This window comes from Bacteroidia bacterium, assembly GCA_016218155.1.
Taxonomy (GTDB): domain Bacteria; phylum Bacteroidota; class Bacteroidia; order Bacteroidales; family GWA2-32-17; genus GWA2-32-17.
Genome location: JACREQ010000053.1, coordinates 1 through 12,557, shown reverse-complemented (window position 1 = coordinate 12,557; position 12,557 = coordinate 1). Strand labels below are relative to the sequence as shown.

The 12,557-nt window shown below is 31.8% G+C and carries 11 protein-coding genes; 10 read left to right on the top strand and 1 reads right to left on the bottom strand.

Going from position 1 to position 12,557, the window contains the following annotated elements:
* The first annotated feature begins 10 nt into the window (after positions 1-10).
* The 4 genes from HY951_10125 (at position 11) to queA (ending at position 2,904) form a co-directional block, all read left to right on the top strand.
* On the top strand, positions 11-250 hold the full coding sequence (locus HY951_10125; protein MBI5540403.1) for a DUF3098 domain-containing protein: 240 nt from the start codon (positions 11-13) through the stop codon (positions 248-250).
* Between the two features lie 6 nt (positions 251-256).
* Positions 257-1,036, top strand: a complete 780-nt coding sequence (locus HY951_10120; GenBank protein ID MBI5540402.1) for an undecaprenyl-diphosphate phosphatase — start codon at positions 257-259, stop codon at positions 1,034-1,036.
* Positions 1,036-1,734: a tRNA pseudouridine(55) synthase TruB gene (gene truB, locus HY951_10115; GenBank protein ID MBI5540401.1), complete on the top strand. Its 699-nt coding sequence runs from the start codon at positions 1,036-1,038 to the stop codon at positions 1,732-1,734. The genes HY951_10120 and truB overlap by 1 nt, the downstream gene beginning before the upstream one ends.
* A 120-nt stretch (positions 1,735-1,854) precedes the next feature.
* Entirely contained in the window at positions 1,855-2,904 is a 1,050-nt protein-coding gene (queA, locus tag HY951_10110) for a tRNA preQ1(34) S-adenosylmethionine ribosyltransferase-isomerase QueA (GenBank protein MBI5540400.1), read from the top strand.
* A 44-nt stretch (positions 2,905-2,948) separates the two neighbouring features.
* Here the strand turns inward: queA and fusA are convergent, their stop codons facing one another.
* Positions 2,949-5,021 carry an elongation factor G gene (gene fusA / locus HY951_10105; GenBank protein ID MBI5540399.1) on the bottom strand — a complete coding sequence of 691 codons (2,073 nt, stop codon included), beginning with the start codon at positions 5,019-5,021 and terminating at the stop codon, positions 2,949-2,951.
* 217 nt (positions 5,022-5,238) lie between these two features.
* On the opposite strand from fusA, the gene HY951_10100 reads away from it, so the two are divergent.
* The 6 genes from HY951_10100 to HY951_10075 all read left to right on the top strand — a co-directional run.
* On the top strand, positions 5,239-6,189 hold the full coding sequence (locus HY951_10100) for a glycosyltransferase family 2 protein (protein MBI5540398.1): 951 nt from the start codon (positions 5,239-5,241) through the stop codon (positions 6,187-6,189).
* Entirely contained in the window at positions 6,186-7,334 is a 1,149-nt protein-coding gene (locus HY951_10095; protein MBI5540397.1) for a glycosyltransferase family 4 protein, read from the top strand. Before HY951_10100 ends, HY951_10095 begins: the two co-directional genes overlap by 4 nt.
* A 177-nt stretch (positions 7,335-7,511) precedes the next feature.
* Positions 7,512-7,967 (top strand): hypothetical protein, encoded by a 456-nt coding sequence (locus HY951_10090; protein MBI5540396.1) that lies wholly within the window; start codon positions 7,512-7,514, stop codon positions 7,965-7,967.
* A gap of 150 nt (positions 7,968-8,117) precedes the next feature.
* Positions 8,118-9,122 (top strand): 6-bladed beta-propeller, encoded by a 1,005-nt coding sequence (locus tag HY951_10085; GenBank protein ID MBI5540395.1) that lies wholly within the window; start codon positions 8,118-8,120, stop codon positions 9,120-9,122.
* 6 nt (positions 9,123-9,128) lie between these two features.
* Positions 9,129-10,817 carry a hypothetical protein gene (locus HY951_10080; protein ID MBI5540394.1) on the top strand — a complete coding sequence of 563 codons (1,689 nt, stop codon included), beginning with the start codon at positions 9,129-9,131 and terminating at the stop codon, positions 10,815-10,817.
* 674 nt (positions 10,818-11,491) lie between these two features.
* The coding region (locus tag HY951_10075; GenBank protein ID MBI5540393.1) for a PKD domain-containing protein at positions 11,492-12,557 on the top strand (1,066 nt) is incomplete at its 3' end.

Here is a 12,557-nt window from a genome sequence, read left to right as displayed (position 1 = left end):
AAAATAACATATGTCAAAAGAAGAAAATAATAGCGGAGCAGTTCTTGGAAAAATGAACTATATTTTATTAGCTGTTGGGTTTGTAATTGTTGTAATTGGATATTTTTTAATGTCTGGCGGTAAATCATCCGATCCAAAAGTGTTTTCAACAGAGCAGTTTGATGCTGTAAGGATTACTGTTGCTCCAATTTTAATACTATTGGGTTTCGCAATAAATGTAGTTGCTCTTGTTTTAAGACCAAAAGAATAATTCTGAATGACTTGGCTTGAAGCAGTAATTCTTGCTATAGTAGAAGGGATTACTGAATTTCTACCTGTTTCTTCTACTGGCCATATGATAATTACTCAATCTTTACTTGGAATTGAGAGTAGTGATTTTGTTAAAGCATTTACTGTAAATATTCAATTTGGGGCAATATTATCTGTAATAATACTTTATTGGAAAAGATTTTTTCAAACTGTAAATTTTTATTATAAGCTCTTTTTAGCATTTCTACCCGCAGCAATAATTGGATTTTTGTTAGGAGATTATATTGATGCATTATTGGAGAATGTTATTGTTGTTGCTATTTCCCTTTTGTTAGGCGGAATTGTATTGGTTTTTATAGATAAATGGCTTAAAAATTCAGAAAAGGAGAAAGAAATTACATATGGTACCGCTTTAAAAATCGGACTTTTTCAATGTATTGCAATGATTCCAGGTGTTTCTCGCTCTGCAGCTTCAATTATCGGCGGAATGACACAAAAACTAAACAGAAAACAAGCTGCAGAATTTTCTTTTTTTCTTGCTGTTCCAACAATGTTTGCTGCTTCTGCATATAAGCTTCTTAAGACATATAAAACAATAAAACCCGAAGATATTAATATGCTTGTTTTGGGAAATGTGGTTGCTTTTATTGTTGCTTTAATTGCAATTAAATCATTTATCGCATTTTTAACAAAGTATGGTTTTAAGGTATTTGGCTGGTATAGAATTGTACTTGGTGCAGCAATTTTAATTCTTTATTTTATGGGTGTTAACCTAAGTATAATTTAATGAAGCCTGTTACAGGAGAAAGCGGAATTCTTTTAATTGATAAGCCTTACCGTTGGACATCTTTTGATGTTGTTAATAAAGTGCGCTCTGTTATAAAACAAAATACTGGTGTAAGATTTAAAGTTGGACATGCCGGAACTCTTGATCCACTTGCAACCGGACTTTTGATAATTTGTTATGGAAAAGAAACAAAGTCAATCTCCAGATTTATGGAATTTGACAAAGAATACATTGCAACTTTACAAATTGGAGCAACAACTCCATGTTTTGATTTAGAAAAGCCCATTGATCAGAATTATCCTTTTGAACATATAACAGAGGAAATGGTTAAAGAAGTTCTTTTTAAATATACAGGAGAACAAAATCAGGTTCCTCCAATTTTTTCGGCTAAATGGATAGATGGTAAAAGAGCTTATAAATTTGCAAGAGAAGGAGAGGCGGTTGAGATAAAACCGGTAGCAATAAATATTTATCAATTGGAATTGCTAAATTTCAAATTGCCAGAAATTATTATAAGAATAAATTGTAGCCGAGGAACATATATTAGAGCTCTTGCACGCGACATTGGACTTGATTTGCAAAGTGGAGCACATTTAACTGCATTAAGAAGAACAAGAATTGGAGAATATAATGTAGAGCAGGCAATGGTTCCGGATGAATTTATAAGATTAATGAACGAACCGGTATCTTTTTTGTGATAATGCACTAATTTTGCAACCCCGAAAATAAATTATGCGTCTAATAAAACAAATCGTGAAATCGTACGTATAAATGCCGTATTTAAATTCAATAAAAACATACAAAAAACGCTATAAAAGATGAAACTTTCACAGTTTAAATTTAAATTACCTGACGAATTAATTGCTTTACATCCTTCAGAAAGTAGAGACGAATCCAGATTGATGGTTGTAAACAGAGCAAAAAACAAGATCGAACATAAAGTTTTTAATGATGTTATTGGCTATTTTCACGAACATGATGTTCTGATTATGAATAACACAAAAGTATTTCCAGCGCGCTTGTACGGAAATAAAGAAAAAACAGGAGCAAAAATAGAAGTGTTTTTACTTCGTGAACTAAATCGCGAACAGCGTTTGTGGGACGTAATGGTTGATCCTGCAAGAAAAATACGTATTGGTAATAAATTATATTTTGGAGATAATGATCAGTTGGTTGCAGAAGTAATTGACAACACTACATCTCGCGGTCGTACTTTAAGATTCCTTTTTGATGGTGAATACGATTCGTTTAAAAAAGCTCTTTATGATTTGGGTGAAACTCCACTTCCTAAATTTATTAAACGTGATGTAGAACCTGATGATGCTCATAGATATCAAACCGTTTATGCTCAGCACGAAGGTGCTGTTGCTGCGCCAACTGCAGGATTACATTTTAGCAAGAACTTAATGAAACGCCTTGAAATAAAGGGGGTTGATTTTGCGTTTTTAACTCTTCATGTTGGGCTTGGAAATTTTCGTCAGGTTGATGTTGAGGATCTTACAAAGCATAAAATGGATTCTGAGGAGATTCACATTACTCAGGAAGTTGCTGATATTGTTAATAAAGCCAAAGCTGCAAAGAATAATGTTTGTGCTGTTGGTACAACTGTAATGCGTACACTTGAAAGTTCAGTTTCTTCTGATTCTTTCTTAAAACCAATAGATGGCTGGACAAATAAATTCCTTTTTCCTCCATACGACTTTAATGTTGCCAACATGATGATTAGTAATTTTCATTTACCGCAATCAACAACAATGATGACTGTTTCAGCTTTTGCAGGTTTTGATTTGTTAATGGAAGCCTATAAAGTTGGAGTAAAAGAAAAATACAGATTTGGCACTTATGGCGATGCCATGTTAATTATCTAAAACAAAAAACCCCGAATTTTCGGGGTTTTTTGTTTTAATATAGTTTATTCCTGCTCTTTCTTTTCTGCAAGTTTCTTTAAAGCTTGTTCCTGTATTGCAGCACTTACAGGAGAGTACTTCAAAAATTCCATTGAATAATTTGCTCTTCCGCTTGAAATATTTCTGAGTTGTGATGCATAACCAAACATCTCCATTAAAGGCACTAAACCGTTAAGTTTTTGTGAACCTTTGCGATACCTGCGCATTGATTCAATAATGCCTCTACGGCGATTTAAGTTACCTACAACGTCACCAATATATTCATCAGGAGTATTAACTTCAATTTTCATCATAGGTTCTAACAGAACGGGACCTGCTTTTACAAATCCTTTTTTAAAGCAAATTGATGCACAAGTTCTAAATGCCATATCTGAAGAATCTACTGGATGGAAAGAACCATCTAATAATGTAACTTTTACGTCAACAACAGGGAATCCCGCAAGTACACCTTCAGAAATAGTTTTTTGTATTCCCTTATTTACAGAAATTACATATTCTGCAGGAATTGAACCTCCTTTAATTTTATCAATAAACTCATAACCTTTTCCAGGATTTGGTTCCATGCGAATTTTAACATTTGCAAACTGACCTTTTCCTCCTGTTTGTTTAGCAAGTTTGTAGTCGCAATCGTGTTCCATTGTTATTGCTTCACGGAATGCTACCGAAGGTTCAGCAACTACTACATCCATTTTAAATTCATGTTTAAGTCTGTCAACAATAATTTCAAGATGAAGCTCGCCCATACCAGCAATTATTGTTTCTTCAGTTTCTTCATCAAAGCGAACTGTAAATGACGGATCTTCGTTAGACAGTTTACGTAATGCTTCACCAAGTTTTTCTTGTTCCTTACGAACTGCAGGAGTGATTTTTAACTCAATTACAGGTGGGGTAATGTGAATGTTTTCCAGTAATAATGGTTGATCAACATCACATAAAGTATCTCCAGTTTTGGTAAGTTTCATTCCTATTAAAGCAATAATATCGCCAGGTCCAGCTTCGCTAATGTCTTCTCTTTCTTTTGCTGAAATTCTTAAAATTCTACCAATTCTTTCAACTTTACCTTTAGTTGAATTGAGTACAGGCATTCCACTTTTTAGTAAACCGGAATATATTCTTATAAATGTCTGCTGACCTACAAATGGGTCATTAATAATTTTAAATGCTAAGGCTGCAAATGGTTCCTTTGCAGATGGAGCTCTTTTGTGTGTTTTTTCAATATCTGTTATATCTGTTCCAACAACTGCTCCAACATCAATAGGAGATGGAAGATAGTCAACAACTGCATCTAATAAAAGCTGAACTCCTTTATTTTTATATGCTGCTCCGCAAAAAACAGGTGTGATTAATAATTTTAATGAAGCGTCTCTGCAAGCCTGTTTAAGTAATTCGGTGGGTATTTCTTTTTCTTCTAAAAAAAGAGTCATCACATCATCATTAAAATCAGCAATTTTTTCGATTAAAGTTATTCTTGCTGACTTAGCAGCTTCAATCATATCGGTAGGAATTGCAATTTCTTCTCTTCCTTTTTCGGTAAAGTTGTATGCTTTGTTTAATATTAAATCAATAATCCCAGTGAAATTTTCTTCAGCTCCAATTGGAAGTTGAAATGGTACCGCATTAGCATCAAGATAGTTATTCATCATTAAAACAACTTCATAAAAATCTGCACCGCTTCTGTCCATTTTATTTACAAAAGCAATTCTTGGAACTTTATATCTGTCAGCCTGATTCCATACTGTTTCGGTTTGAGGCTCAACGCCACCAATTGCGCAGAAAACTGCAATCATTCCGTCAATTACTCTTAGCGAACGTTCTACTTCAATTGTAAAATCAATGTGACCAGGAGTATCAATTATATTAATATTATGATTATTCCAGGAGCATGAAATAGCAGCAGATGCAATAGTAATTCCTCTTTCCTGCTCTTGTTTCATAAAATCCATTGTAGCCTGCCCGTCATGTACTTCGCCAGTCTTTCGTGTAACTCCAGTATAAAAAAGTATTCTTTCTGTTAAAGTCGTTTTTCCTGCATCAATATGTGCAGCAATTCCAATGTTTCGTAATTTTCTTAATGGCATAAAATTGTTTGTCTCTTTATTATGAGTAATTTAAGTGTTGTTTGTCCGAATTTTTTTCAGAGTGCAAAGGTCTGGTTTTTATTTGATACCACAATAGTGAGAAATGAAAATATTTTAATATTTGATGAATGGCAGTAAATATAAGATAGATACTATTTTAATTATTGCGAATATTTTACACTTAATTGAATAAATAAAATTCTTTTATCTTTACGGTATGAATACTTCTATCTCAGGAAAAATATTATCTGTCGTGTTACCTGTATTTAATGAGGCATTAAATATTATTCCAATGTATGAGGCTTTATTAAATATTGTTTCAAAGGTTGATGCAAAAGCTGAATTGATTTTTGTAAATGATGGCAGTAATGATAATTCACTAGAAATATTAAGGGAACTGGCCGAGAAGGATAAAAATGTTAAGGTATTGTCGTTTACCCGTAATTTCGGGCATCAGGCTGCAATAACAGCTGGATTGGATATTGCTCAGGGAGATTGTGTAGTAACAATGGATTGCGATTTTCAGGATCCACCAGAGGTAATATTGTTAATGATTGAGCAATGGGTAGAAGGGAAAAAAATAATTTACGGAAGAAGATCTTTAAGAAATGATGGCTTTTTAAAAAGGATATCTGCAAAATGTTATTATAAGGTACTTTATAAAGCAAGTGATATAAAGATAATGGGAAATATTGGCGATTTTAGACTTATCGATAAGTCTGTTGTTATTGAGCTTCGTCAAATGAAAGAAAAAAACAGATATTTAAGAGGTATGGTACCATGGCTAGGGTTTAGTTATGCCATTGTAGATTATAGCCGACCTAACAGAGTGCACGGAAAAACAGGGTTTAGTGTAATAAAAATGACCAGATTGGCTATGGCTGGTATATTAAATTTTTCTTTACTACCGCTTCGCATGGGTCTTATCATGGGTATATTTATTATTGCAACCGGTTGTTTGTTTTTGTGTTATCTGGCAATAAGATTCTTTTTTGATAACCAGTTTTATAAATTGTTAGAATGGTTGGCTGTAGTAAATTACATTCTAATTGGATTTCTGTTTATTCTTGTATGGATTGTAGCAGAATATATTGGTAGAATTTATGATGAGGTTAAAGGCAGACCTCTTTATGTTGTTGAAAGCAAGATAAACTTAGAGGTAGCATGAAAATTTTAATACTCAATTATGAGTATCCGCCACTTGGTGGTGGAGCCGGAAATATTACAAAACAATTAGCAGAGAACTTTGCAAAACAGCAAAATAATGTTGTTGTTATTACAACAGGGTTTAATGATTTACCAGAAACTGACAACCATTTAGAAAATCTAGAAATTATTCGGTTAAATTCTAAAAGAAAATATTTACATAGCTCAAATCCGATTGAAATGTTATCATGGATGAGAAAATCTGTTAAATATTTATCTGTTTATTTAAAAGAAAACAGCTTCGATATTTGTTTGGCAAATTTTTCTATTCCTGGTGGATATGTGGCAAAACAAATTAAAAACAAATTTAAAATACCTTATTGCATTTTATCTCATGGTCATGATATACCATGGTATTATAAAAGACAAATGTTTGTCTATCATTTAGCATTGTATTTTTTTATTAAGTCAATTTGTAAAAAATCATTATTAAATTTTGTGCAAACAGAATTTATGAAGATTAATATTGATAAGTTCTTAGGTAAACGTTTGGTAAACAAAAATGTAATAATTTCTAATGGTGTTTATTTAACCGATGAAGTTATTTATGACAGGAAAGACGAACCTTTTACTGTCATTTTTGTTGGAAGATTTGTTAAACAAAAAGATCCATTAACAATATTAAAAGCCTTAAGAAGGCTAAAAAAGATGGATATTAGTTTTCGTTTATTTCTTATAGGAGATGGGCCGATGAGAAAGAAAATGGAAAAATTTGTAAATAAAAACAAGTTAGAAAATACAATATTTACAGGTTGGGTTTCGCAAACTGAAGTACAAAAATATTATCAGAAATCGCATGTAATGGTAACTCCCTCGCTTGCAGAAGGAATGTCTGTTGCAAATATGGAAGCTCTCTCGGCTGGCGTATTTTTAATTGCAACACCTGTTAGTGGTAATAAGGAAATGCTTTCGTGCTTTAATAATGGTGCTCTAATCGATTCTGGAAATTATAATGAAATAGCAAACCAACTGCAAAAATTTTATTTCCAGCAATTTTTACCAAAAAATCTTTTAGCTCAAAATTCAGCATTAGAATTTGTTCAAAAATACAACTGGCAAGTAATTAGTGAACAGTATATTGAGGCATTTAGAAAATGTCTAAATTAACAAAATGGTTTCAAGTGACAGATTATCAAAGTAATGATAGTTTTAAAAAGAAAAAGTCAAATAAAAACATGTTTTATAACACGTATTGTTGTTTTTTGGTATTAAATGTGATTTGTAACTTTGACAAAAAATTAAGTCAACAATAAAAATCATTAATTTTTAATTAAAAAAAACACTATGAGAAAGAGTTTAGTATTAATTTCGTGCATGTTCTTTTTATTAAGCACTGCATTATTTGCTCAGAACACAAACATTGGTGCAGCAAAATGTAAAATGTGTCATATGGGTGCAGCAAAAGGTGACCAATATAAAAAATGGTCAGAATCAAAACATGCAAAAGCAAACACTGCTACTGGCGTTGCTGGTAAAGCAGAATGTGAAAAATGTCACGCTCCTGTAGCCGAATTCAAAGCTGAAGGTGTTACTTGCGAAGCTTGTCATGGTGCTGGAAGTGCTTACAAAAGCCCAACCGTTATGAAAGATTTAGCTGCTGCAAAAGCTGCTGGTCTTATTGAACCTAACGAAGCTGTTTGTAAAAAATGTCACGATGCTTCAAAAGCACCAAGTGGACACAAAGCGATTACATTTAATTATGCAACAGCTTCTGCTGCAGTTTCTCACAAAAAACCTTAATTGTGATTTAAAAAATTCTATAAAAAAAGAGTTGTGAAAACAACTCTTTTTTTATGTTCAAAAAATTAAGAATTTAAAAAGATGTTATAAAGCAGATAAATGTGATTCTGATTCTGTTATATTTGCCTTTTATAAAACATTTGTAAAATAATGAGATTATTTTTTAAACATATAATCTTTTTTTTGTTTATACTAAATCAATCAGGTAACTGTTTATCACAAGATATTCTAGAAGTTGATAGAAATCGCAAAACAGAGAATAGTCGTATAAAATGGATATCATTATTTCCTTCAGTTGAAAATAAAAAATCAAGTTTTACCGAGAAATTGGGGCAAGTTGTTTTTGGAAAAAAAGAAATTCTTGAAATATCTAAACCAATTTCTGTTTTAGCAATTAATCCTGATACTTTTTTAGTACTTGATCAGGGAAATAATACTATTTTTTATGTGAAGAATAATGAATCTCAAATACCACATTTTTTAAAGAAAAAAGAGAATTATTTTACTTCTTTGGTTGGAATTTGTGCAATTTCAAAAAATGAAGTATTGTTTACAGATTCAAAATCGAATCAAATTTATAAAATAAGTAACAATGTTACTGAATTAAATGTTTTAAACGATAGTTTAAAATTAGATCAACCCACCGGTATAGCATATTCAAAATTAACAAATGAAATATGGGTTGTTGAAACAAAGTCTCATAGGATTTCAATTCTTAATAATAACGGCGAAAGAATAAAAACAATTGGTGCAAGAGGAAATAAAAATGGTGAGTTTAATTTCCCAACATCAATTTGTATTGATAAAGATGGGTATGCATATATTGTAGATGCCATGAATTTTAGAGTGCAAATATTTAATAAAGATGGGCAATTTGTTTCAACATTTGGCAAACAGGGAGATGCAACTGGTGATTTTGCCAGACCAAAAGGTATTGCAATAGACTCTGAAAGTAATATTTATATTGCAGATGCTCTTTTTAACACCGTTCAGATTTTCGATAAAAAAGGTAATTTCTTATATTATTTTGGTTCACAGGGAAATGAAAAAGAAAAATTCTGGATGCCTTCTGGTATTTTTATCGATTCTCAAAACTATATATATGTGTCTGATAGTTATAATTCAAGAATTCAGTTATTTCAACTTGTAAATTAAAGAAAAATGAAAAGTTTAATGTTTCTTCAACTGATTACTATTTTGTGTATTCCGATATTGACCAACGCACAATCAATAGTTAACACTGTTCACAATTTATCTATAAGTGGTCCTGGTACAATTAAAGCAACAACAGAAAACGAAGTTTGCATTTTTTGCCACACATCTCATAATAGTAATCCTCAGTCACCTTTGTGGAACAGGAAAGACCCGGGATTAAATTATACTTTATATGATAATGCAATTAGCTCTACTTTTCAGGCTACAGCAGGACAACCAGACGGAAGTTCTGTTATGTGTTTATCTTGCCATGATGGAACAATTGCTTTAGGAAAAACACTTAATCGAACTGAAGATATTTCATTTGGTGGCGGTATAACAACAATGCCTGTAAGTAAGCATAATTTAAAAACTGACTTATCAGACGACCATCCAATTTCATTTATTTATGATCCTGCACTAGCTGGAAAAGACGGACAATTAAAAAGCATTCCATCTTTCCCAACAAAATTAGATAGAAATTCAAAAGTTCAGTGTACTTCATGTCATAATCCTCATAAAAATAATTTTAAAAATTTTCTTGCAAGTTCAAATCAATCGTCAGCATTATGCATTACATGCCACGATAGAACAAACTGGCAAACATCATCACATCAATCTTCCACTTCAACATGGAATGGTACTGGAAAAAATCCTTGGTTACATATTGATGAACCGTTTGCAAATGTTTCGCAAAATGCTTGCGAAAATTGTCATAGTACACATAATGCAAAAGGCAAGGCACGCCTAATGAAATCTCAGATGGAAGAAAATAATTGTTTGGATTGCCATAACGGAAATGTTGCAAATACTAATTTAGAGGCAGATTTTGTAAAAACCTATACACATGGTGTATATAATTATAATGGTTTGCATGATCCAAATGAAGCTGCTGTGCCATCGGCAAAACATGTTGAGTGTGCCGATTGTCATAATTCACATTCTGCAAATGCAACAACTGCAAATGCTCCTTATGCAAATGGTTTTATTGCCGGAGTAAAAGGAGTGGATCAGAATGGGATTTCAATTAACAAAATACAATATGAATATGAATTATGTTATCGCTGCCATTCAGTAAATGCATTTACTCCAAGTTCTACTTCAAGAAAAATTGAACAAAATAATGTGAGATTAGAATTTAGTACTTCAAATCCATCTTTTCATCCTATTGCAGGTGTTGGTGTAAATAATAATGTGCCAAGTTTAATTTCTCCATTAAATACATCGAGTATAATTTATTGTACAGATTGTCATGCAAGCAATGGGACTTCAGTTTCCGGTCCTCATGGTTCAATTTATCCTCAAATTTTAAAATTTAAATACGAAACTAATGGAAGTCCGATGGAATCATATTCTAATTATGAATTATGCTATTCATGCCATAATAGAAATAGTATATTAAATAACGATTCTTTTAAAGAACATAATAAACACATAAGAGGAGAAAACACTTCTTGTAATGTTTGTCACGATCCTCATGGAATAAGCAATAGTCAAGGCAATAATGTTAATAATTCTAACCTTATTAATTTTGATACAAAGTTTGTAAGTACTGATGCAGCAGGTAATTTAAAATTTGTTGATACAGGTAATAATACAGGGTATTGCTTAATTAAATGTCATGGAGTAACACATACAGAAAATATGGGTTATTAAGCAGTTGTAAATACACTATTATAAAGAGATTCAACATTTATATATGCAGGTTTATGAATAAATAAAAGTAATACCTGCTAAACAAAAGGGTTGTACTGCCAGTTTTTGAATGTTTCCATTTTTAGGTCAAAATTGCTTTTTGCAGACTATTCAACTATTATTAATAATTGTACTTCTCAGAAAATTATATATTCAATAATAAAAAACAACTATTATATAAAAGCTCATGATTTATTTTGTAAATATTCTATAAAGTAATTGTTTACAATAAGCAAAATATATCGATTTAATAATTTGATAACATAAGCATCCAAGACTTAACAATTTCTTAACATTCGAATGGCACACAAGACTATATATATAATTGTTTGGTTGCATTTACAATAAAAAAACAATAAAATATATAGTCAAATATCGGCAAACATCTTTCGATTAGAGTTCTGTTTTTCTGTTAATTATACGACCTATAAACGACGTGTTAAATAACATATAATTATATGCTATATAACCTTTTATTTTTCATTTATTCATTATTAAAAAACTAATTATTTTTTTATTTTTTTCAAGGTGCGTGTGTATAGCGATATGTATCAGATGTTAATGGGGTGCAAGCAACCTTTTTAAAATTTCTCTGACTTACAATTAAGAAAAGTATTCATTAAAATTTTACAGCTATGAACAAGAAAATTTTTACTCTATTAATTGTAATCGGTTTTCTATGGATTGGAAAATCAAATGCACAATGTACGGCAGACTTTGGAAGAAACCCAAGAACCGCTTGTGTTGGAAGTCCTTTTGTATTTTATGATCTTTCAACTGGGGGTTCAAACCCTAAAACATGGAACTGGAATTTTGGTCCCGGAGCTACTCCTGCTACGTTTAACGGTCAAAATCCTCCAAATGTAACCTATTCTACAACTGGAACTAAAACAATTACACTTACTTATACAACTAATGGTGGTGGTTGTACAGATGTTCAACAAAGAGATGTTGATGTTGTTGCTCAACCAACTGTTACATTTACATCGAATAGTCCGCAGTGTATAGGTCAACAATTTAATTTTACATACACAGGTTCTGCCTCATTAACTTATTTGTGGGATTTTGGTGTAGGTGCGAACCCAAGCTCATCAACAATACAAAATCCTCAAGGAATTACATATTCATCTGCAGGAACAAAAAATATTACACTAACTATTAATAATGGCACATGTATTCAAACTTCATCACAAACGATTACAGTTTCTTCAACTCCTACTGCCAGTTTTGCATCAACAGCACCCAAATGTACTGGTATTGCAGTTGACTTTATAAATACTGGTACTTCCACAGGTGTAAATTATTCATGGGATTTTGGTTCAGGAGCTACCCCCGCAATATCAACTTCACAAAATCCCACAGGAGTAATTTATTCAACTTCCGGAATTAAAACAGTAACACTAACTGTAACAAATAGTACAACAGGCTGTGCTGTTACTTCAACTAATACTATTAATATATATCAGACACCGACTTCAAGTTTTAGCTCTAATGCACCGGTATGTGAAAATACTGCCATTAATTTTACGAATAACAGTTCTACAGGCATTGGTGTTTCATATAATTGGGATTTTGGAGTTGGAGCGACACCGGCAACATCTACATCACAAAATCCAACTAATATCCTATATAGTTCTTCAGGAAATAAAACTGTTACACTTACTGTTACAAACGAATTTCAATGCTCTGCGGTAAGTACTA

Coding starts and splice junctions, on each gene's coding strand:
- HY951_10125 (MBI5540403.1), top strand. CDS start 11: ATGTCAAAAGAAGAAAATAATAGCGGAGCAGTTCTTGGAAAAATGAAC.
- HY951_10120 (MBI5540402.1), top strand. CDS start 257: ATGACTTGGCTTGAAGCAGTAATTCTTGCTATAGTAGAAGGGATTACT.
- truB (MBI5540401.1), top strand. CDS start 1,036: ATGAAGCCTGTTACAGGAGAAAGCGGAATTCTTTTAATTGATAAGCCT.
- queA (MBI5540400.1), top strand. CDS start 1,855: ATGAAACTTTCACAGTTTAAATTTAAATTACCTGACGAATTAATTGCT.
- fusA (MBI5540399.1), bottom strand. CDS start 5,021: ATGCCATTAAGAAAATTACGAAACATTGGAATTGCTGCACATATTGAT.
- HY951_10100 (MBI5540398.1), top strand. CDS start 5,239: ATGAATACTTCTATCTCAGGAAAAATATTATCTGTCGTGTTACCTGTA.
- HY951_10095 (MBI5540397.1), top strand. CDS start 6,186: ATGAAAATTTTAATACTCAATTATGAGTATCCGCCACTTGGTGGTGGA.
- HY951_10090 (MBI5540396.1), top strand. CDS start 7,512: ATGAGAAAGAGTTTAGTATTAATTTCGTGCATGTTCTTTTTATTAAGC.
- HY951_10085 (MBI5540395.1), top strand. CDS start 8,118: ATGAGATTATTTTTTAAACATATAATCTTTTTTTTGTTTATACTAAAT.
- HY951_10080 (MBI5540394.1), top strand. CDS start 9,129: ATGAAAAGTTTAATGTTTCTTCAACTGATTACTATTTTGTGTATTCCG.